The 20,965-nt window shown below is 67.8% G+C and carries 20 protein-coding genes; 3 read left to right on the top strand and 17 right to left on the bottom strand.

The features are described from left to right. Position 1 precedes the first annotated feature (1 nt). The 3 genes from GGQ97_RS09075 to GGQ97_RS09065 are packed head-to-tail and all read right to left on the bottom strand — an operon-like array spanning position 2 to position 2,731. The gene (locus GGQ97_RS09075; RefSeq protein ID WP_168068922.1) at positions 2 to 1,306 is read right to left on the bottom strand and encodes an SPOR domain-containing protein; all 1,305 of its coding nucleotides are present in this window, start codon (positions 1,304 to 1,306) and stop codon (positions 2 to 4) included. Between the two features lie 4 nt (positions 1,307 to 1,310). Then, positions 1,311 to 1,994: a hypothetical protein gene (locus GGQ97_RS09070; RefSeq protein ID WP_342448498.1), complete on the bottom strand. Its 684-nt coding sequence runs from the start codon at positions 1,992 to 1,994 to the stop codon at positions 1,311 to 1,313. 17 nt (positions 1,995 to 2,011) lie between these two features. Further along, positions 2,012 to 2,731 carry a ParA family protein gene (locus tag GGQ97_RS09065; RefSeq protein ID WP_168068920.1) on the bottom strand — a complete coding sequence of 240 codons (720 nt, stop codon included), beginning with the start codon at positions 2,729 to 2,731 and terminating at the stop codon, positions 2,012 to 2,014. Positions 2,732 to 2,854: 123 nt separating this feature from the next. On the opposite strand from GGQ97_RS09065, the gene GGQ97_RS09060 reads away from it, so the two are divergent. Further along, positions 2,855 to 3,739, top strand: a complete 885-nt coding sequence (locus tag GGQ97_RS09060) for an SPOR domain-containing protein (RefSeq protein WP_168068918.1) — start codon at positions 2,855 to 2,857, stop codon at positions 3,737 to 3,739. Positions 3,740 to 3,756: 17 nt separating this feature from the next. On the opposite strand, the gene serB is transcribed toward GGQ97_RS09060, so the two are convergent. Continuing rightward, entirely contained in the window at positions 3,757 to 4,629 is an 873-nt protein-coding gene (gene serB, locus GGQ97_RS09055) for a phosphoserine phosphatase SerB (protein WP_168068916.1), read from the bottom strand. Between serB and miaA the strand changes: the two genes are divergently transcribed. Then, positions 4,622 to 5,545: a tRNA (adenosine(37)-N6)-dimethylallyltransferase MiaA gene (gene miaA / locus GGQ97_RS09050; RefSeq protein WP_168068914.1), complete on the top strand. Its 924-nt coding sequence runs from the start codon at positions 4,622 to 4,624 to the stop codon at positions 5,543 to 5,545. The genes serB and miaA overlap by 8 nt on opposite strands. Beyond that, positions 5,539 to 6,501, top strand: coding sequence for a ketol-acid reductoisomerase (gene ilvC / locus GGQ97_RS09045; protein WP_168068912.1), 963 nt, complete (start codon positions 5,539 to 5,541; stop codon positions 6,499 to 6,501). The genes miaA and ilvC overlap by 7 nt, the downstream gene beginning before the upstream one ends. Here the strand turns inward: ilvC and GGQ97_RS09040 are convergent. The 13 genes from GGQ97_RS09040 to GGQ97_RS08980 all read right to left on the bottom strand — a co-directional run bounded on the left by GGQ97_RS09040 (position 6,498) and on the right by GGQ97_RS08980 (position 20,960). Continuing rightward, positions 6,498 to 6,668 (bottom strand): hypothetical protein, encoded by a 171-nt coding sequence (locus GGQ97_RS09040; protein WP_168068910.1) that lies wholly within the window; start codon positions 6,666 to 6,668, stop codon positions 6,498 to 6,500. The two genes, ilvC and GGQ97_RS09040, sit on opposite strands and share 4 nt — an antisense overlap. Positions 6,669 to 6,780: 112 nt before the next feature. Beyond that, positions 6,781 to 7,344: an outer membrane beta-barrel protein gene (locus GGQ97_RS09035; protein WP_168068908.1), complete on the bottom strand. Its 564-nt coding sequence runs from the start codon at positions 7,342 to 7,344 to the stop codon at positions 6,781 to 6,783. Positions 7,345 to 7,565: 221 nt separating this feature from the next. After that, positions 7,566 to 8,348: a phosphoribosylaminoimidazolesuccinocarboxamide synthase gene (purC, locus tag GGQ97_RS09030; RefSeq protein ID WP_168068906.1), complete on the bottom strand. Its 783-nt coding sequence runs from the start codon at positions 8,346 to 8,348 to the stop codon at positions 7,566 to 7,568. 77 nt (positions 8,349 to 8,425) lie between these two features. Next, entirely contained in the window at positions 8,426 to 9,220 is a 795-nt protein-coding gene (locus GGQ97_RS09025; protein WP_168068904.1) for an acyl-CoA thioesterase domain-containing protein, read from the bottom strand. After that, entirely contained in the window at positions 9,217 to 10,290 is a 1,074-nt protein-coding gene (locus GGQ97_RS09020) for a calcium:cation antiporter (protein ID WP_245197925.1), read from the bottom strand. Before GGQ97_RS09020 ends, GGQ97_RS09025 begins: the two co-directional genes overlap by 4 nt. A 138-nt stretch (positions 10,291 to 10,428) precedes the next feature. Continuing rightward, on the bottom strand, positions 10,429 to 12,447 hold the full coding sequence (locus tag GGQ97_RS09015) for a S9 family peptidase (RefSeq protein ID WP_168068900.1): 2,019 nt from the start codon (positions 12,445 to 12,447) through the stop codon (positions 10,429 to 10,431). A 51-nt stretch (positions 12,448 to 12,498) separates the two neighbouring features. Beyond that, positions 12,499 to 14,733 carry a DNA topoisomerase IV subunit A gene (parC, locus tag GGQ97_RS09010; RefSeq protein ID WP_168068898.1) on the bottom strand — a complete coding sequence of 745 codons (2,235 nt, stop codon included), beginning with the start codon at positions 14,731 to 14,733 and terminating at the stop codon, positions 12,499 to 12,501. A gap of 15 nt (positions 14,734 to 14,748) precedes the next feature. Further along, entirely contained in the window at positions 14,749 to 15,930 is a 1,182-nt protein-coding gene (gene thiD, locus GGQ97_RS09005) for a bifunctional hydroxymethylpyrimidine kinase/phosphomethylpyrimidine kinase (protein WP_168068896.1), read from the bottom strand. A 24-nt stretch (positions 15,931 to 15,954) separates the two neighbouring features. Beyond that, positions 15,955 to 16,155, bottom strand: coding sequence for a DUF1272 domain-containing protein (locus GGQ97_RS09000; protein WP_168068894.1), 201 nt, complete (start codon positions 16,153 to 16,155; stop codon positions 15,955 to 15,957). Then, on the bottom strand, positions 16,155 to 17,495 hold the full coding sequence (gene glmM, locus GGQ97_RS08995; RefSeq protein ID WP_168068892.1) for a phosphoglucosamine mutase: 1,341 nt from the start codon (positions 17,493 to 17,495) through the stop codon (positions 16,155 to 16,157). The genes GGQ97_RS09000 and glmM overlap by 1 nt, the downstream gene beginning before the upstream one ends. A 20-nt stretch (positions 17,496 to 17,515) precedes the next feature. Next, complete coding sequence (locus GGQ97_RS08990) at positions 17,516 to 18,181, bottom strand: NnrU family protein (protein WP_209022823.1); 666 nt, start codon at positions 18,179 to 18,181, stop codon at positions 17,516 to 17,518. Then, positions 18,178 to 19,572 (bottom strand): amidohydrolase family protein, encoded by a 1,395-nt coding sequence (locus GGQ97_RS08985; RefSeq protein WP_168068890.1) that lies wholly within the window; start codon positions 19,570 to 19,572, stop codon positions 18,178 to 18,180. Before GGQ97_RS08985 ends, GGQ97_RS08990 begins: the two co-directional genes overlap by 4 nt. Then, positions 19,569 to 20,960, bottom strand: a complete 1,392-nt coding sequence (locus GGQ97_RS08980; RefSeq protein ID WP_168068888.1) for an amidohydrolase — start codon at positions 20,958 to 20,960, stop codon at positions 19,569 to 19,571. Before GGQ97_RS08980 ends, GGQ97_RS08985 begins: the two co-directional genes overlap by 4 nt. Between the last annotated feature and the right edge of the window lie 5 nt (positions 20,961 to 20,965).

Below are 20,965 nucleotides of genomic sequence, written 5' to 3'. Positions count from 1 at the left end.
CTCAGCGGCTGGCGAAGCGGACCGGCGAATCGCCGGCTGCGTTGCGGACGAAGCAGGTCGCCCCGCTCGACTTCAGCTGCATGCACAGCCGCCGCGCCTCGCCATCGCTTGCAAAGCCCTTGAGGCTGAGCCGGTAGACCGTGCCCCGCGCTCCTGCGAAGCGTGCGCTCGCCGGGACATAGGCGGTCACGTCGCGATGGCGACGGGCGATCGTCGACCAGCCGGCCTTGACCCCGGCTTCGGTGGCATAGGCGCCCAGCTGGACTACCGCCTGGCTCATGCCGAAGCGCTTGGCCGCGGCGCGGCGCAGTTCGGCCACCTTGGGAAGGCCCCCCGACGGCTTCACGCGCTCGGCACGGAGGCTGTCGACCATGGCGGCGACATCGGGTGCCGAGGCGGCATATTGCACCTGAGCAGCAGGCGGAGGCACGTCGGCCGCTGCAACCGCGACCGGTTGCTGCTCGGCCAGCGGCATTTCGGGCTGCGGCGCGGCTTCGGCCAGCACCCGGTTTTCCGTCACCGGCGGCGCCGGCACCGAAACCGCGGCACTGCGGACATTCTGCGAACGAAGCGCAAGACGGACCGGCATTCCGGAGTCGGTTGCAGCCGGCGCCTTGATCCCGATCAGCGACGCGACCTGGGTCGCTGCCGCTCCCGGCCTGGCAAAGGTTGCCCACTCGCTCATCCGCTGCTCGAGCTGGTCGCCCGAGAGATCCTGTTCTGCGACCCGGCGGGCACGGGTCCAGTCGCCCGCGATCGCATGCGCCAACGCCAGGTTCTGGCGAACGCGCGAATCCGCTTCGTCGCCGCGCGCGGCAAGCTCAAGCGTCTCGATCGCCGCGCCAGGGCGTCCGGCTAGGGCCATCGCGAGCCCGGCGTCGGCCGGGCTGATGACCTGGGAATAAGTATCGAGGGTCTGCGCCGCGGCCTCTCCCCGGCCCTGCGCGACCTGCGCCAGCGCCAGCTTCAGCGGAACGCCCACCTGGTTGGGATAGATTGCCAGCGCATCGGCGAACGCCGCTTCGGCCGACCGGAAGCGTCCGGCGGCGAGATAGGCATTTCCGAGCAAAGTCCGGAAGGCCGCGTCGGCCGGGCTCTTCTCGACCGCACGCTCGGCATAGGAAACGGCGCTCGCGACATCGCCCTGCTGAAGCGCGGCCTGCGCCCGCATCGCGACCCCGATGTTGCTGTTCTCAGCAAGCCCACCGAAATGCTTGGGCTTGCCCCCGCCCAGTGCACAACCCGTGAGCGCGGCTGCCATGACGATGCTGGAAGCGGCGAGAAGTGCGGACCTGGACTTGGTCATCGGGTCAATCCTTGCTTGACTGGCGTTCGGGGGCGCTGCTGGCCATGGCGTCGAGTTCGGGCATGGACGCCAGCAACTCGTCGAGTGCGCGAGTAACCAATTGTTGGGCCGATACGCCGGTGACGGCGCAGGCCAGGCGCAGCTTGAGATGGCGATCCTGGTCCAGCCGCAGGGTGAAAGCGGCCTTGGCCTTGCCGGCAGAAGCGCGGCTGCGCGGGGTGGGCGCAGGTGCGGCGACCGCCACGGCGGGCACCACGACCGGTGCACGCTCGGCGCGGACCTGAAGTACCGGAGTCACCGGTTCGGCGACTGCGGCTTCTTCCTCGACCGGCGCGGCAAGCAGTTCGGCGAGCGGCGGGACGTCGGCGGGAACCGGCTCGGCGGTCTCGTCGACTTCGTCACCGGCGTCGTTGGCCAGCCGCTGCGCGATTTCCTCGTGAACAGCGTGGATCGGGCTCAGGCCGAGTGCCGGGTTGGACCGCAGGGCAACGGGCGAATCCTCGCCGGCCGGAACCGGCGCAAGCGCTGGACGGGGGGGCTCGAAGCCCATGTCGTTCCAGCCGAGATCCTCGAGGCCGCTGCCAAGCTGGCCGAATCCCTGCGGGCGCATCGCCGGACGCGCCGCACCCTTGCGGGCGAGCAGCCCGGAAGACAGGGAGGCGAAGGGCTTGGGTTCGCTCTTCATCATGGGAAATACGCCCCTTCTCAGCCGACCACGCGGCGGCCGAAGCCACCGACGGGACGCGGCGCGGCCGCTCCGACACCGGGCGAAGCGCCCGGGGCCGCGAACACGGTGCGGCGGAAATTCTTCTCGAGGCGGTCGGAGATATACTCCCACAGCGCCGTGACCTCGCCGGCCGACTTGCCCTTGGGATCGACCTCCATGACCGTCCGGCCGTCGATCATCGAGGCCGCGAAATCGGTGCGATGGTGAAGCGTGACCGGTGCCACGGTGCCGTGCTGCGACAGCGCGACGGCGGCCTCGTAGGTGATCTTGGCCTTGGGCGTCGCCGCATTGACTACGAAGATCAGCGGCTTGCCGGCGCGTTCGCACAGATCGACCGTTGCGCCCACGGCGCGAAGGTCGTGCGGGCTCGGCCGGGTCGGGATGACAATCAGTTCGGCCACCGCGATCACGCTCTGGATCGCCATGGTGATGGCCGGCGGAGTGTCGATCACCGCCAGGCGGAAGCCTTGCTGGCGAAGAACTTCAAGGTCGCTCGCAAGGCGGGCGACGGTGGTCTGGGCGAAGGCCGGCATTTCGGTCTCGCGCTCGTTCCACCAATCGGCGAGCGAGCCCTGCGGATCGATATCGATCAGGCAGACCGGGCCAGCGCCCGCAAGTTGCGCCTGCACCGCCAGATGGCCGGAGAGCGTGGTCTTGCCCGACCCCCCCTTCTGCGATGCCATAGCCAGAACGCGCATTCCGATCCCCTCGGGTAAGGTGCTTCAATCTTGTGTGCTGTCACTGGGATGCCGGGGCAGGCCTAAAATCAGGTTAACGCCGGACCTTCGCTCGGTTAGGCTGCGCATCTTGGGGAGAGGTTCATGCGTCGGATTTTGCTCGTCACGGCGGCGTTGGTCGCAGCAGGTCCGCTTCACGCACAGAGCGTCAGGGCCGGGATCGAGGCGTGGAGCGCCAACCAGCCGGAAAAGGCGGTTGCGATCTGGCGCCCGCTTGCAGCCAAGGGCCAGGCCGATGCAGCCTTCAACCTTGGCCAAGCCTACAAGCTTGGCCGCGGCGTGCCCGCCGACCTTGCCGAAGCGCAGCGTTTCTACGAGCAGGCCGCCCGTGCCGGGCATCTCGAAGCGCAGACCAGCCTCGGTCTTCTCCTCTTCCAGAATGGCAATCGCACTGCTGCCCTGCGCTGGCTGAAGCAGGCCGCCGAGAGCGGAGAACCGCGCGCGATGCTGGTCTACGGCACCGCGCTCTTCAACGGTGATGGCGTGACCGAGGACCGAATCCGCGCTTACGCCTTGGTCAGCCGATCGGCGGCGCAGGGTCTTGCACCGGCCAAGACGACCCTCGGCGAGATGGATCAACTGATCCCGCTTGAGGAGCGGCGAAAGGGCGTCGCGCTGGCTCAGGAGCTGGTGAGTTCCGGCGCCCGGACCGCCGCAGCCGCCACGCCTCCACCGGTGAAGGTTCCAGCGGCCGCTGCGCCGAAGGTCGCAGCGCCGAAGGCCGCGGCGCCTGCCGCCGTGTCGGGGCCGGGCGCCTACCGGGTGCAGCTCGGCGCGTTCCGTGACAGCGCTTCGGCGCAGCGCTTATTCGCAAGCCTGGCGCCGCGCTTGAAGGGCGCGCGGATGACCCTGGTTCCCTCGGGGACGATGACCCGCCTGCAGGCCGGCCCCTACCCCAGCCGAGCGGCGGCATCGGCGGCCTGTTCGGCGCTGAAGCCGCAACCCTGTTTCCCGGTGCCCGCTCGCTGACGGAAGGGAAGCGCCGCTTAGCCGGCCGCCCATTCCTTTCTGGGGATGCCCTGCGCCCATAACAGAGCGGTCAGGTCGTTATGCCGGATCCGTGCCGCAGCGATCGCCTCCAGCTTGGGCTTGCCGTGGAAGCTGACGCCCAGGCCCGCTTCCTCGATCATCGGCGCGTCGTTGGCGCCGTCGCCGATCGCCAGCACTTCGCCCTTCGCGAGACCAAGCTGATCGCGCAGTTCGACCAGCGACCGCGCCTTGGCCGCCGCATCGACGATGGCACCCGTGACGCGCCCGGTCAGATGACCGTACATGCTCTCCAGGTGATTGGCGCGGACTTCCTCGAAGCCCAGTTCGGCGGCAAGCGGATCGGCGAAGTCGTGGAAGCCGCCGGTCACCAGCAGGGTGGCGGCTCCCCGCGCCCGCATCGTCTGCACCAGCGTCCGGGCACCGTCATTGTGGGTCACGCGCTCGGTCCTGCACCGTTCGAGGCAACCGACCCCGAGCCCGTTCAGCGCCGCGACCCGGGCATGGAGCGCTTCCTCGAAGTCGATCTCGCCCTGCATCGCGCGCTCGGTCACCGCGGCGATCTCCTTCTTCTTTCCCGCGAAGTCCGCCAGTTCGTCGATGCATTCCTGCCCGATCATGGTCGAATCCATGTCGGCGACGAACAATCGCTTCTCGCGTGTCTCGGCCGGCTGGACGACAACATCGACGCCGGGCAGCCCGGCTTCCAGCCGGTCACGAAGGTCCCGCCAGTCTTCCACCGGCCCAAGCAGCAGGTCGGCTGCATCACCCTCGTCGATCCATCGCGGCTCGCCTCCGCCGGCGATTTCCGCCGCTCGGGCAAGATCGCTGTCGCCTAGGCGTCCTGCTGCTATCAGGGTGGCAATGAACAAGGGCGTTCCTCCTCTGTGCGTCATCGCAGGGCCGACAGCCAGCGGCAAGTCGGCACTCGCGGTGACGTTCGCACAACGCACGAACGGCGTGATCGTCAACGCCGACAGCGCGCAGGTCTATGCCGACCTTCGGGTGCTCAGCGCACGCCCCGGCGCGGAGGAAATGGCAGGGGTCGAACACCGCCTGTTCGGGCACCGCGACGGGGCGCTGGCGTGCAGCGCCGCCGACTGGGCCGTCGAAGCGAAGGCGGTCATCGACGAGGTGCATGGACGCGGCCAGCTACCGGTCCTCGTTGGCGGAACGGGCCTCTACCTTCGCACGCTGCTCGACGGCATCGCGCAGGTGCCGCCGATCGACCCCGCCATCCGCGCCGAAGTTCGTGCCGCCCCGGTGACCGATAACCAGCGCCGCCTGGCCGAGCACGATCCCGCCGCCGCCGCGCGGCTCCACGCCAACGACACCACGCGCATCGCCCGCGCGCTGGAAGTGGTGCTGTCGACCGGATCGCCCCTCGCAAGCTGGCAGCAACGGACGCTCGGCGGCATTCGCGGCGAGGTCGCCTTGTTCGGGACGATCCTCCTCCCCGACCCCCAGCTACTCGCCGCCCGGATCGACCGGCGCTTCGCCGCGATGGTCGAGGACCGCGCTCTCGACGAGGTGAGCGATCTGCTCGCTCGCGGCCTCTCCCCCACCCTGCCCGTCATGCGCGCGATCGGCGTGCCCGAGATCGCGCGCTATCTGTCCGGCGAGACGGATCGCGCAACCATGGTCGCTGCCGGCCAGCTCGCCACCCGGCAATATGCCAAGCGCCAGCGGACCTGGTTTCGCGGGCAGGAACTGGGCCTTGACCGGGAGGCTGATCCCGACGCCGCCTTGCGCAGCCTGCTGGCCGCCGCCAAGGAACGCGGATGCTAGGCGACGCCGACCTCGATCCCGCTCCGCTGGCCGGCCGAACGGTCGCGATCATCGGCTTCGGCAACCAGGGCCGCGCCCAGGCCCTCAACCTGCGCGACAGCGGCATTGGGGTGCGGCTCGGCCTGCGCGCGGGCAGCCCGCGCGCAGACCAGGCCCGCAGCGAGGGGCTGGACATCTGCACTCCCGTCGATGCTGCACGTGGGGCCGATATCGTCGCCCTGCTTGCCCCCGACGAACATCTTCCCGCCATCTATGCCGAGATCGAGGACGCGCTGAAGCCGGGCGCAGCGGTCGACTTCGCGCACGGCCTCTCGATCCACTACGGCCTCATCGCGCCGCGCCGCGACCTCGACGTGATCATGGTCGCGCCCAAGGGTCCCGGCGCCGCCCTGCGCAGCCTGTACGTCGAGGGTCGCGGCATGGTCGCGCTGGCGGCGGTCGCGCAGGATGCGACCGGCGCGGCCTGGCCGCTGGCCCTCGCCTTCGCGCAGGCGCTGGGCAGTGGGCGCCCGGGTGCCGGCGTGCTCCGCTCCACCTTCGAACAGGAAACGGTGTCGGATCTTTTCAACGAGGCCGCCGTCGTATGGGGTGCGGTTCCGGCCCTTCTCGAAGCCGGTTTCGAGACGCTGGTCGAGGCCGGGATCGAACCGCAGCTCGCCTATCTGGAATGCGTGTCCGAGTTGAAACTGCTCGCCGACCTGGTCGAAGCCCGCGGCATTGCCGGAATGCGCGAAGCGATCAGCAATACGGCCGAGTTCGGCGCCTCGCTCGGCGGGCCGCAGCTGGTGGACGACGGGGTCAGGGCGCGGATGAAAGCCGTTCTGGCCGATCTGCGGAGCGACGCTTTCGCCCGGTCACTCAGTGCCGAGGCAGCAGCGGATTACCCGCGATTGCGGGCCCAGCGGAAAACGGCCGCGACATCGGCGCTGGAGGCCGCGCGCAAGTCGCTACTCTAGCCGATCACCTCTGGCGCCTGCCAGCGCTCGCCGACACTGGCCCGCTCGGCATAGACCCGCTGCAGGCGGCGGTGGACCCCGGCCGCGACCGGGTCGGTCGATTTCTCGGCCCGCTCCTGCTCCTCGGCGGCGCGGCGGGCGAAATAGATGCGGCTGTCCTCGATCATGGCCGCGCTCCTTCTTCATTCGGGAGCCGGAACCATAGCAGATTTCCGCGCAAAATGAAAAAGGGCGCCCGGACCAGCCGGACGCCCTTTCCCGTGACAATCGGGTCAGCGCTTAGAAGCGCGTACCGAGCGTCGCGACGATCTGGTGACGACGGACGTCGTTCTCGTAATCGCTGAAGCGATACTCGCCGCCGACGTAGGCCTTGCCGGCCACCGCGAACTGGGCACCGCCACCGAGGCGATAACCGTCGAGGTCCTGCTTGGCACGAAGGGCGCCGCTCTCGGCGCTGAAGCGGGCGTTGGTGTAGCCACCCTTCAGGTAGGCGTTGCTGCCATCGGCACCCAGCGGGAAGCTGACGCGGCCGCCGGCATAAAGGTCACGCTCGGCACGCAGGGTGCCGGCCGCGTTGGTTTCCTTCATGGTCGAATCGCTAGCTTCGACGTCGACACCGAGCGACGCGCCGTTGCTGAGCGCGAAGTCGTAGCCGGCACCGACGCCATAGGCGACGCCTTCGTCCTTGAAGGTGCCGGTGATGCCGCCTTCGTTGACCTTGATGCGCGGGGCATCATAGCCGACCAGCGCCTCGACGCGCGGACCCTGCGGCGCCTGCGCAAGCGCCGGGGTGGCGGCAAGGGCGGCGGTGGCGACGGCGGTCAGCGCAACAAACTTTTTCACAGATATTCTCCTGATCTTTTCATTGGAGCAGCCCAAAGCAACTCGCTGCTCACGGCCAGATGTGATGCCGTGTGCGTGAATGAAAGATGATCGGGAGAAGAAGTTGCGCCGTTCATGCAAGCGAAAGGCAAATACCTTGCCGCTGCCATGTTGATGAACATCGGTTCATCTTCGAAACGGGAAAGGTTAACCTGGGTTTCGCTTTTCCAGTCACATGAATGTTACTTGCCGCGCTTCTTCCGATGACTGTCGAAGTCGAGAACGCTGTTCTCCCCTTCCTGTCCCTCGAGCAGGCCAAGCCGCCGGGCGACTTCCTGATAGGCTTCGGCCTCGCCGCCCAGACCCTGCCGGAAGCGATCCTTGTCGAGCTTCTCGCCCGAACGCATGTCCCACAGGCGGCAGCCGTCGGGGCTGATCTCGTCGGCCAGGATGATGCGCGAGAAGTCGTTCTCCCACACCCGCCCGAACTCCAGCTTGAAGTCGACCAGGCGGATTCCGATCGCCGCGAACAGGCCGGCCATGAAGTCGTTCACGCGGATCGCCATGTCGGCGATGTCGTTCATCTCCTCCTGGCTCGCCCAGCCGAAGCAGGCGATATGCTCGTCGGTGACCAAGGGGTCGCCCAACGCGTCGTCCTTGAGGTAATATTCGATGATCGTGCGGGGCAGCTGGGTGCCTTCCTCGATCCCCAGCCGCTTCGACAGCGAGCCGGCCGCGACATTGCGCACCACGACCTCGATCGGAACGATCTCGACCTGGCGGATCAATTGCTCGCGCATGTTGAGCCGGCGGATGAAGTGGGTCGGCACGCCGATCGTCGAGAGCGACGTGAAGATATGCTCCGAAATCCGGTTGTTGATCACGCCCTTGCCGCTGATCGTGCCGCGCTTCTGCGCGTTGAAGGCGGTCGCATCATCCTTGAAATACTGGATCAGCGTGCCAGGCTCGGGACCCTCGTACAGGATCTTGGCCTTGCCTTCGTAGATCTGGCGGCGGCGAGCCATGGGCATACGCTTTCTTTTGAGGAAGTAGTTCGCCACGCCATAGAAGCCGCCTGCCCGCGGCGCAACGAAGCTCCGGCCTAGACGAAGATCGCGACCGTCTGGCTTCCCGCCAGGATCCGGCGGCCGGAGGCATCCCACACGTCCATAGCCTGGCGTGAATAGCCATCCGCCGTGCTTTGCGAGGTCGCGCTGCACAGATACCAGGCAGAAGCATCGTCGGGCAGGCGATCGAGGTCGAAGCTCCACGAAAGACTGCTGATTACCCCAAATTCCGGGAACACCGGCATGGAGGCCGGCGGAAGGACGTCGGCGAGCGCGATCAGCGACACCAGGGGATCGGCGCCGCCGGCCTCGCGCATCCGCGCCCACATAACGAATTCGGGCTCGCCGCCGCTGAACGGCAGGCCGCCCGAGACGTGCCGGATGTCGTAATTGGCCGCAAAGGTCGGCCCCTGCCCTGCCGTCAGCACCGCCGGAAGGTCGTCCGGCGCCGGTGCGGCCGGTGCCGTCACCCGCTCGTGGGCCACTTTCGAGGGCCGCGCCGCACCGCAGAAGAAGGTCAGCCTCGCGGCCAGGCCCGCCTCGCCGTGGACGTCCACGCCGACCGTGGTCGCCGACTTGCCGCGGCGCAGGACCAAAGGTTCGATGGTGAGGCATCCCGCGGCCGGCCCGATGAAGGCGGCCTGGACCGAGCGGAGCGGCGGCAGATCGGGCACCGTCCGCACGGCGGCGGCCCAGGCCAGCGCTGCCGTCATGCCGCCATAGAGCGTCCGCCCCTGGCTCCAGCTCGGCGGGGCATCGAGCGACAGCGGATCGCCGGCAAGCGAGGAGACGACGGCGGCAAGCGAGGGGTGGTCCACGGCGTCCGTCACGGGATGATGGTGGTCAGCAGATAGGCCGCGAAGATGGCCAGGTGCACCGACCCGTGAAGCAGCGTCGTCCGCCCGCGCGCCAGCGACAGGCTGCCGATGAACAGGGTCAGCGCGAGCAACGTCACGCTCTTGTTGTCGAGCCCGAGCGCCAGTGGCAGCCCGAGCGCGAAGGAAGCGACGGTCACCGCCGGAATGGTCAGCCCGATCGTCGCCAGCGCCGATCCCAGTGCCAGATTGAGGCTGGTCTGAAGCCGATTGGACCGCGCTGCACGCACTGCCGCCACCCCTTCGGGCAGCAGGACGATGGCGGCGATTGCGATGCCGACCAGGGACAGCGGCAGCCCGGCTGAGGTCACCGCCTGTTCGAGCGGTCCGGACAGTGACTTGGCGAGCAGGATCACTGCGCCAAGGCTGATGAGCAGCACGCCGAAAGAGATCCAGGTGGTCCTGAGGTCGGGCCTCGGCGCGTGCGCATCCGGCGATTTCTGAAGGTCGCCCCTGGGCAGGAAATAGTCGCGGTTGCCCACCGTCTGGACGAACACGAACACCAGATAGAGGATCAGCGAAAAGGCGGCGACGAAGGCGAGCTGGGTATTGCTGTAGATTGGCCCAGCCACGCTGGTGGTGAAGTTCGGCAGGACTAGGGTCAGCACCATCAAGGTCGCCAGCGTACTCAGCGCAGCAGTGGCGCCGGTGCGGGTGAAGCGCACTTCCTTCTGGTGCCGCGACGCCGCGATCAGGCACAGGCCGAGCAGCAGGTTCATGATGATCATCGCCGCCGCGAACACCGTGTCGCGGGCAAGCGTGGAGGCCGCCTCGCGGTTGGCAAGCATCAGCGACAGGATCAGCCCCACCTCGATGATCGTCACCGCGACGGCAAGGATCAGGGTCCCGAACGGCTCGCCCACGCGGTGCGCGACCAGCTCGGCATGATGAACGGCGGCGATCACCACCCCGATCAGCACGATGCCGGTGATCAGCGGCGAGATGCTGATCGACATGCCCGCCAGGACCAGCGCCCACCCCAGAAGGGGACCTATGATGCTTGCCCAGTTTCCAAGTTTCGCCATGCCCCTCTCCATGGGAACTGGGGGCGCCGATGTCGAGCGCTGGAGCGGTCAAATGCCGACAAAGCCGGCATTCTTTCGACGGCCGAGCGAAGCCGGAGGGCAGTCCCCGGCTTCGCTCCGCACCTTCGATCGAGTGGGCTACTTGCCGCCCATCGCCTCCTTCAGCCCGGGTGAGAATTCGGCCCCATGCGGGACCTTGGCGGTCGATTTGGCGACCGTGTCACCGATCGGCTCGGCCCGCCCACCGAGGCACTTCGACAGGAAGTTCTCGGTCACCGCGTTGAAGGCGATGTTGTTGACCGGCCTGGCGAAGCCGTGGCCCTCGTCGGGGAACAGCACGTAGGTCACCGGGATGTTGCGGCTGCGCATGGCGTCGACGATCTGGTCGGCCTCGGCCTGCTTGACCCGCGGGTCGTTGGCGCCCTGCCCGATCAGCAGCGGCCGCTGGATCTTGTCGGCGGAATAGAGCGGCGAGCGTTCTTTCAGCCAGGCCTTGCCCGCCTCGGTGTTGGGATCGGCCATCCGCCCGTACAGCTGGGCCCGTCCGGCCTCCCAATAGGCCGGGATGGATGCAAGCAGGGTGTTGAGATTGGACGGCGCGACGATCGCCACGCCGCAGGCGAATTCGGTCGGGGTAAAGGCCATGCCGGCAAGCGTCGCATAGCCGCCGTAGCTTCCGCCCATGATCGCCACCTTGTCGTCGGTGGTGATCCCGTTCTTCACCGCCCAGTCGACCGCGTCGAGCAGGTCGTTCTGCATCTCGCGACCCCAGGTGCCGTTGCCGGCGGCCAGGAACTTCTTCCCGAACCCGGTCGAGGCCCGGAAATTGACCGACATCACCGCATAGCCGCGATTGGCCAGCCACTGGTGATAGCCGTTGAAGCCATAACCGTCGCGACCCCACGGACCGCCATGGACCAGCAAGACCATCGGCACCGCCTTGTCGGGCCGCCCGTCGCCATTGCTGTCGCTTCCCGGCGGAAGGGTCAGGTAGCTCGGCAGGGTCAGGCCGTCGCGGCTCTTGATCTCCAGCGTCTGCATCGGGCTCAGCGGCAGGCCGGCCAGCTTCGGACGGCTGTCGAACAGCTTGGTCAGCTTCTTGGCCTGGCGATCATAGAGATAGGTCGAACTGGGACGGTCGGCGTCGGCCGCGCCGACCACCCACAAACGGTCGTCCGTGGTCCGCGAGGAGATGCCGAAGTCACCCTTCAGCTGTGCCTTGAGGAAGGCCAGGTCGCCGGCGATGGCAGTGCCGACGGGTTTCCAGTCGTTGCGCAGGTAATTGACCGAATAGCCTTCGAGCACGCCGGTACGCGGATTGGCGATCCCGCCGCCAATGTCGGCCCGAGCGTCCTGCGCCAGGATCCGGGTCTTTCCACTGGCGACGTCCTGCGCGACCAGTGCCGCCGTGTCGCGGCCGCGGCTGTCGACCCAGTAAAGCGTCTTGCCGTCTGCGGTGAACCCGGCGGGCGAGGTGGTCTGCGCATCTTCCAGGCCGACGCTGGCGAATGGCGTCGCCGCCGCCTTGTTGCCTTCGATCTTGTAGAAATCGCTGCCGCCATCCTTGCGCGGCTTGCTCGCCATCCGGACGTTCAGCCCCGCATCGGCGACAAAGCCCGCGAACTCGCCCTCGTTCATCATCACCGGCGTCGTCTTGCCGGTCTTGAGGTCGAGGCTGTGGACGTCGTGCCACTTCGGATCGCGGTTGTTCAGCCCGATCAGGATGCGGTCGCGGATAGTGGGCGAGATGCTGACCACTTGGACGGTGGTCTTGGTGAACGGGGTCAGCAGCCGGGCGTCGCCGCCGGTCGGGCTCGCGGCGTAGAGCAGGAAGTCCTCGTCGCCGCCCTTGTCGTTGACGAACAGCACCGACGAACTGTCCGGCGCCCAGAAGTAGCTGCGGATCGGACGGGTCTTTTCGGCCGTCACCGCCTTTGCGGCGGCGGGGTCAGATGCCGGGGCGACCCAGATGTTCATTACCCCGTCGACCGGCGCGGTCCAGCTCAGCCACTTGCCGTCGGGCGAGATGCGCGCGTTTGCCTTTTCGGGATTACCGAACAGGACGTCGCGGGGGATCAGCGGAAGGCTCGTCTGGGCCACGGCGGCTCCGGTCACAAGAGTGGCTGCCGCGGTCGCGGCAAGAAGCAGTCGGCGCATCGATTATCTCCCCCTTTTCGACTCCGAGTCGAAGCGGGAGTTTAACGCCAATCAATCATCCTGAAAGCGATTGCTGCGCGGGAAGCCGAGCGGCGCCATGCGACCGCTTGCCCCGCGGATCGCCTTCCAGGGCGTGAGGTCGCCTTCGGTGCGCGTTCGGCCGCTGTCTCCGCCCATGCTCCAGCTCAGCCCCTCACCGGCCTTGAGCAGAGCGATGTCGGCCAGCCCGCCGTCGCGATAGCGTTGAAGCTGCACGCCCGAACCACGGCCCATCTCAGGCAATTCGGAGAGATTGAAGACGAGGAGCTTGCGATTGTCGCCGACCACCGCAACCGTTTCGGCATCCTGCGGCACCGGGCGCAGCACCTGCAGCTTGGCACCGGGGCGCAGGTTCATCAGCTGCTTGCCCTTGCGCGTTTCGGCCAGCACCGCTTCGCCGCTGGTCAGGAAACCCCGCCCGTCGCTGCTGGCGGTAAGCAGCCGCGCGGTCGGCTTGACCACCAGCATCGCCGCAATCTCGACCTCCGCCGGAAGATCGAGCGAGAGGCGAACCGGCTCGCCGAACCCGCGCCCACCGGGCAATTTGTCTCCGCCGAGCGTGTAGACCCGCCCGTTCTCGCCCGCGATCAGGATCTTGTCGGTGGTCTGCGCATGGAGCGGCTTGCCCCACAATTCGTCGCCTTCGCGGAACTTGAGGGTGGCGAACTCCTCGGGCGCCAGATGCCCCTTCATCGCCCGGATCCAGCCGCGCGCCGACAGGATAACGGTGATCGGCTCCTTCTCGATCATCGCCGACCAGTCGATCTCGGCGCGGGCCGCCAGCGGCTTCTCCTCGATCGTGGTCCGGCGCGGATCGCCGAACTTCGTCTTGACCCCCTCAAGGTCCTTCTTGAGCCGGTTGCGCTGGCGCCGCGGGCTTTCGATCAGGCCGAGCAGATCCTCGCGCTCCTTCGCCAGCGCGGTCCGCTCCTTGGCGATCTCCATCTCCTCTAGGCGGCGCAGACTGCGCAGCCGCATGTTGAGGATTGCCTCGGCCTGCCGGTCGGTAAGGCCGAACTCGGCCATCATCACCACCTTGGGCTCGTCCTCGGTGCGAATGATCTCGATCACCCTGTCGAGGTTGAGATAGGCGATCAGGAAGCCGTCGAGCAGCTCCAGCCGGTCCTCGATCTTGCCGACACGGGTCCGCGCCCGGTTAAGCAGCACCTCGATCTGGAACGATAGCCAGGCGGTCAGGCAGCTCTTCAACCCCATCACGCCTGGGGTGCGGTGCTGGTCGAGGACGTTGAGGTTCAGCGGGAAGCGGATCTCGAGGTCGGTCAGCCGGTACAGGCTTTCCAGCAGAAGCGCCGGATCGACCGTGCGGCTGCGCGGCTCCAGCACGATGCGCAGATCCTCGGCGCTCTCGTCGCGGACGTCGGCAAGGATCGGCAGCTTCTTGTTGGAGATGAGGTCGGCGATCTGCTCGATCAGCTTGGCCTTCTGCACTCCATAGGGAATTTCGGTGACTACCAGGTCCCAACCGCCGCCCTTCTCCTTCTCCTGCGCCGCCCGCGCGCGCAGGCGGAAGCTTCCGCGACCGCTTTCGTAGGCTGCGAGGATCGTCTCGCGCGCATCGACCAGCAGCCCCCCGGTCGGGAAATCCGGGCCCGACACGAAGTCCATCAGGTCGCGTGTCTCGGCGCCCGGGTTGTCGATCAGGTGCATCGCCGCGTCGATCAGCTCGGTGACGTTGTGCGGCGGGATGCTGGTCGCCATGCCGACGGCGATGCCGCTGGCGCCATTGGCGAGGAGGTTGGGGAACAGGCCGGGAAATACCTCCGGCTCTTCTTCCTCGCCATTGTAAGTGGCCCGGAACGCCACCGTCCCCTCGTCCAGGCCCTGCATCAACTGCGCCGCGATCGCGGTCAGCTTGGCCTCCGTATATCGGTAGGCGGCAGCGTTATCGCCATCGATGTTGCCGAAATTGCCCTGACCGTCGACCAGCGGGTACCGAAGGGCGAAGCTCTGCGCGAGGCGGACCATCGCGTCATAGACCGACTGGTCACCGTGCGGGTGGTACTTGCCGATAACGTCGCCGACCACGCGGGCGGACTTCTTGTAGGCGCCGGCGGGATCGAGGCGGAGTAATCGCATCGCCCACAGCAGGCGGCGGTGGACCGGCTTCAGGCCGTCGCGCACGTCGGGAAGCGACCGCGCGGTGATCGTGGACAGGGCATAGACGAGGTAGCGCTCGGACAGAGCCGCGTCGAAAGGGACCTCGATCTCGGTATCACTGGGCTGCATGGGCCCGGTGTTAGCTTACCCCTCGGCCATTCGCCACGGTGGAAAGCGACGGGATTCACCGGCGCGGTAGAGGAACACGATGTTGCCCGCCGGATCGCGCAGCCGCGCCTCGCGCCACAGCCACGGCTGGTCGCGCGGGCCATGCTCGAACACCAGCCCGCCGCGGGCCAGCGCCTCGACCCGGCTGTCGAGGTCGTCGCATTCGAAATAGACCGCGGTGGTCGGCGAAACCTCTTCCTCGGGGTCGATCTGGACGGAGAAGGTGGTTCCGCCCCACGCCTCGAACCGGGCGTAGCCATTCTCCGGGCTGTCGACGATCTGGCGCAGGCCGAGCTTGGTGTAGAAGGCCACCTGCTTGGCGTAATCCTTGCCGGTCACCGTCACCTGGTTGAGCCGCGGGCTGCCGCCGACGTCGAGCCGGACCTGCCCCTGCCCCATCGGGCCATGCCCCTCTCCCAGACCCGGAGCCTCGAGCAGGGCGATGCGCACGAAGTTGCGGGCCTGCGCCACGGCCTCGGCCAGCCGCCGCCCCTCGCCCAGCCCGACGGCGATCGCACTGGCCAGCGTGCAGCCGGTGCCGTGGCTATGCGCGGTATCGATCCGGGCGCCTTGCCAGCTGGTGAGATTGTCCTCCTCGATCAGCGCATCGGCGACCGCTTCGCCCTCGTCGTGACCGCCCTTCACCAGCACCGCGCACCGGTGCTTCGACACCAGCCCGAGCGCACCGTCGACCGGATCGTCCTTGCCGGTCAGGCGGGTGAGTTCGGGCAGGTTGGGCGTGGTGACGGTCGCCAGGTCCATCAGCTGGCCGAACGCCGCGATGGTCGCATCGTCGGCAAGTGCCGCGCCGCTGGTCGAGACCATCACCGGGTCGAACACCAGGGGCACGCGCGGCTCCATCGCCGCCAGCCGTTCGGCGACCATCCGCGCGGTGAAGGCGGACCCGATCATCCCGATCTTGATCGCATCCACGCCGAAGTCGCCCACTACCGCGTCGATCTGCGCTAGGACGATTTCAGCCGGGACGAGGTGGACGGCGTCGACTCCGAGGCTGTTCTGCGCGGTGACCGCGGTGATGGCGGTCATCGCGTGGCCGCCAAGCATGGTGACGGTCTTGATATCGGCCTGGATCCCCGCACCGCCGCCGCTGTCCGAACCGGCGATGATCAGGATTCGTGGGATCGCCTTGCCTGTCATGTTCCTGCCCTGCGGCCGCCGGTGTTAAGATTTTGCCTTGGCAGCGGCAGCCTTTGAACGCGTCGGACGGTCCAGCAGTTCACCCCGGCAGTTGGGGCACTGTTCGTCCATCTCCTCGGCGCAGGGCGCACAGAAAGTGCATTCGAAGCTGCAGATGAACGCTCCGGGCAGGTGCGCCGGGAGCGACTCGCCGCAGCGTTCGCACGCCTCCTTCATCGCCAGCATCAGGCTGCTGCCTCTTCCACCGCGGCGCAGATCCGCGCAACCACGGTCTCGACTTCGGCCGCGTCGTCGCCTTCGGCCATGACCCGGATCAGCGGCTCGGTCCCCGACTTGCGAATGACCAGCCGCCCACGCCCGTCCAGCTGCCGCTCTGCGTCGGCGATGACGACTTTCACGGCGTCGGCCTCCAGCGGCGCGCCGGCCTTGAAGCGGACGTTGCGAAGAAGCTGCGGCACCGGCTCGAACTGGGCGAGGAGGTCGCTGGCCCGCTTTTCCTGCCCGACCATCGCGGCCAGGATCTGCAACCCCGCGACCAGCCCGTCACCGGTCGTCGCATGATCGGTCAGGATGATGTGTCCTGACTGCTCGCCCCCGACGTTGCAACCGCGCTTTCGCATGTCCTCCAGGACGTAGCGATCGCCGACCTTGGTCCGGTGCAGCGCCAGTCCCTCGGTCGCCAGGTGGCGCTCCAGGCCAAGGTTGCTCATCACCGTCGCCACCACGCCGTCGCCGCGCAGCAGCCCCTGCCGCTTCTGGTCGAGCGCGATCAGCGCCATCAGTTGGTCGCCGTCGATGACCTTGCCCCGATCGTCCACAACGATCAGCCGGTCGGCATCGCCATCGAGCGCCAGACCGATGTCCGCCCCGCTCGCAACCACCGTTTCCTGCAGCAGTTGGGGATAGGTCGAGCCGCACTGGTCGTTGATGTTGGTCCCGTTGGGCTGAACCCCGAGCGAGATGACCTCGGCACCGAGCTCCCACAAGGCGTCCGGCGCGACGTGATAGGCGGCGCCATTGGCGCAATCGATGACGATCTTCAGTCCATCCAGGCGCAGCCGGTCAGGAAACGTCGACTTGGCGAAATGCACGTAGCGACCGCGCGCGTCCTCGATCCGCTTGGCCCGGCCGATGCGGTTGGCCTCGACCAGGTCCGCGTCCTGCTCAAGCAAGGCCTCGATCGCCAGTTCGTCCTCATCGCTGAGCTTGAAGCCATCGGGCCCGAACAGCTTGATGCCATTGTCGTGAAAGGGATTGTGGCTGGCCGAGATCATCACGCCCAGGTCCGCGCGCATCGATCGGGTCAGCATCGCTACCGCCGGTGTCGGCATCGGCCCCAGCAGCACTACATCCATGCCGACGCTGGTGAACCCCGCCACCAGTGCGCTTTCCATCATGTAGCCGGACAGGCGCGTATCCTTGCCGATCACGACCCGGTGACGGTGATCCCCGCGAAGGAAATGCGCCCCCGCCGCCTGCCCCACCTTGAGGGCGATGTCCGCCGTCATCGGCGCCTGGTTGGTGAGACCCCTGATCCCGTCGGTACCGAAGAACTTGCGTGCCATGACCGGCCCTTAGCGCGGGGTCAGCGCAACGCCCATACCCCAACCGGCAAAGGATGAAGCCAGGTCGCAAGGAGGAAGATCGCTGTTCCGCCGAGGAAAGCGGGCCATCCCGGCAGCGCCAGCCCCTTGCCGAAGGGCAGGTAGCTGGTCTTCGCCACCCACTCGGCCCACGCCTGGCCCAGATGCTTGCGCTTCTTGACGTCCTGCCCGGCCGCTCCGGCCAGCGCCATCACCAGGACGGTGACCGCGACGACCAGGGCCGAGGGCTCGGGCTGGACCAGCATGTGGCTCAGCGCCCACAGGGCGAAGCTCCACATCATCGGGTGGCGCGTGATGCGCATGACCCCGGCCGGCTCGCCGATCTTCACTTCGCTGCCCGGGCCGAAGGTGACCATCGCCGGATTGCGGACGAACGAGCCTGCCAGGAGGATGCCGGCCGCCCAGGTCAGCACTGCCGCCAGCGGCCAGGCGAACGTCGGAGGCTGCCACAGCCAGTCTTCCAGCCCGGCGCCCTTCCGGGCCCAGATCATCCCGCCAAAGGTCGCCAGCGCGATCAGCGAGTAAAGCGCCTGGAACGCCTTGCCGCCCAGCCGCCTGGCCAAGGGCTGGCGGAGGGGGTGCGATAACAGGAGGTGGGTCGCGATGAATGCCGTGCCGAAGGCGGCGGTCAGGGCGACTGCACTCACCGCCGGTATGCTTCCGGCAGGACGCCGCGATCCAGCGTGCGATAGCGATCGCGCAGCTTGGTCTGGCGGGTTTCCAGCGGCTGCTGGACGCCGTCGATATAGACCGCTTCGGCAGCGCTCAGATGGTCGAGCGGATCACCCGACCAGATCACCAGATCGCCGCGCCGGCCGGGCCGGAGGCTGCCGACGTCGCCGCCGATACCCATCGCTTCGGCCGGGGCGGAGGTGATGGCGGCCAGCGCCTCCCCCCACGACAATCCAGCCGCACCCGGCAGGCGGGACAGGCCGACGAGATTGCCGGCATACCAGCGCGCGCGGAACGACATCCGCTGCTCGTCGTCGTTGATCGTGCCGATCGACACCTTGACGCCCGCCGCCCGCATCCGGCCAATGTTGCTGTGGGTCGACCCCAGGCTCTCGAAGCTGTTGGGAAGCGAGGTCAGCGCCGACGCGACCACCGGAATGCCCGACGCCGCAAGCTCGCTGGCGACCGTCCAGCCCTCGTCCGCGCCGACGATCGCCAGCCGCATCCGAGGGAATTCACGCTTGAGCGCGATCACCTGACGCAGGTCGGAGGCGCGCTCGGCATGGACCAGCAGCAATTGCCGCCCCTGCACCACCGGCACCAGCGCCACCGCGTCGAACCGGGTCAGGAGCACGTCCTGGTTGCGGCGGGCTTCGTAGGTACGGTTCTCGTTGGGATTGGCGACGACCGGATCTTCGCGCGGATCCTCCTGGCCGAGGCCCGCCTCACTGCGCCCGGCGGCAGTTCCAGCGCCGACCTGCCGCGCTTCGCGCAAGGCGTTGCGCAGGAGGGCGTGGGCCGATGCCCGGCTTCCGCCCGAGGTTTCGGCGCCCTGCTCGCCAAGCTCGACATATTGGAACAAGCGGCCGCGGGTGACGGGCTGGCCGTCGGCACCGGTATCGATCAGCGCGCCCTGGCCGGCGAAGATGCTCTTGCCGGTGCTGGGCGCGACGATCGCGCGGGTCACGCCCTCGGCGCGATTGATCGCGATCGGGGCGGCATTGGGGTTGATCGCCGGAGCGATATCGAGCGCGGCGCTGAACGGTCCGTCCGAGCTCTGGTCGTTGGCGCCGGCCACTGCGTCGACGTCGGCGAGGCCAAGGCGGGAGAAGCCGGCGATGATGCCCGGAGTCACCCACTTGCCTGCCGCGTTCACGACCTGCGCACCGGCGGGCACCGCAACGCCCTGCCCGGCCGCGACGACACGTCCGTCGCGGATCACGACGGTGCCGCCTGGGATCGGGGCCGAGCCGTCACCCAGCGCGACGGTACCGCCAGTGATGGCGATGGTCTGGGCCGCGGCCGGCGCGGCGAACGCCACGACGGCGGCGGCGGCAGCGAGCAGCTGAAGCGAACGGCGGATCACTTCACATCTCCTTCGCCCGGCTGGCCAAGCTCGAAATCGCTGACCGGCCGCATCCGCGGATTGTTGGCATCGTACATCAGCGCGCCGTCGACCCACACCCGTTCGGGCCGGGTGTAGGTGCTGAACGGGTTGCCGTTCCACAGCACCACGTCGGCATTCTTGCCAGGCTTGAGGCTGCCGGTCTGGTCGAAGATGCCCATCGCCTTGGCCGGGTTCATCGACAGCCACTTCCAGGCATATTCCTCGGTGATCGGAAGGCCCGCGCGGCGCCCGGCCGCCATCGCCTTGGCAGCTTCCTGGTTGAGGCGCTGGATGCCGTTGGCGTCGTCCGAATGGACGATGGCGCAGGCTCCGGCGCGATCGACGAAGGCGATATTCTCGCGGATCGCGTCATAGGCTTCCATCTTGAAGCCGTACCAGTCGGCCCACATCGCCGAGCAGATGCCCTCGCGCGCGAGGATGTCGGCGATCTTGTAGCTTTCCACCGCGTGATGGAAGGTGCCGATCTTGTATCCGGCCTCCTTGGAGAGGTCGATCATGTTCGCCATTTCGTCGGCGCGGTAGCAGTGATTGTGGACGAGGATCTTGCCCTCGAGCACGCCCTTCAGCGTGTCCATCGCCAGATCCTGCTCGGGGACGTCGCCGCCCTCGGCCTCATACTTGTCCCACTTGCGCTTGTAGGCCTTGGCGTTGATCCAGGTCTGGCGGGTGACGGCGATATTGCCCATCCGCGTCGCCGGTCCGCCCTTGTCGCCATAGACGCGCTTGGGATTTTCGCCGCAGGCCATCTTGAGGCCATAGGGCGCACCGGGAAACTTCATTCCCTGCATGGTCCGCGCCGGCACGTTCTTGAGCGTGACCGACCGCCCGCCGAACAGGTTGGCCGATCCGGGCAGGATCTGCAGCGCGGTGACGCCGCCATTGGCAAGCGCCCGGCTGAAGCCCGGGTCCTGCGGCCAGACGCTATGTTCGGCCCACACTTCGGGCCGCGCCGGGCCGGTCGCCTCGTTGCCGTCCTCATGCGCTTCCACGCCCGGCGAGGGATAGTCGCCAAGGTGGCTGTGGACGTCGATGATGCCGGGGGTGACGTACTTGCCGGCCCCGTCGATCACCTGCGCACCGGCGGGGGCGGCGACGGTCTGGCCGACCGCCTGGATCTTGCCATCGGCCAGGTACACCTGCCCGTTGTCGATCCGCCCGCCTTCACCATCGAGGATGGTGACCCCGGTGACCACGACCGGAGCGCCCGGATAACGCTGGTAGGTCGAGGGGAAGGGATCGGAGGCGACCCGGACCCTTTCCCCATCGTCCTTGTCCGCCGCACCGGTGGTGGCGCAGCCGGCCACAGCCAGCGCCGCCAGCGACGCTCCGATCAGCCCCCTGTTCATCTGCT

It is taken from the genome of Sphingomonas kaistensis (assembly GCF_011927725.1).
Lineage (GTDB): Bacteria > Pseudomonadota > Alphaproteobacteria > Sphingomonadales > Sphingomonadaceae > Sphingomicrobium > Sphingomicrobium kaistense.
This window is presented reverse-complemented; position numbering and strand designations above follow the sequence as displayed.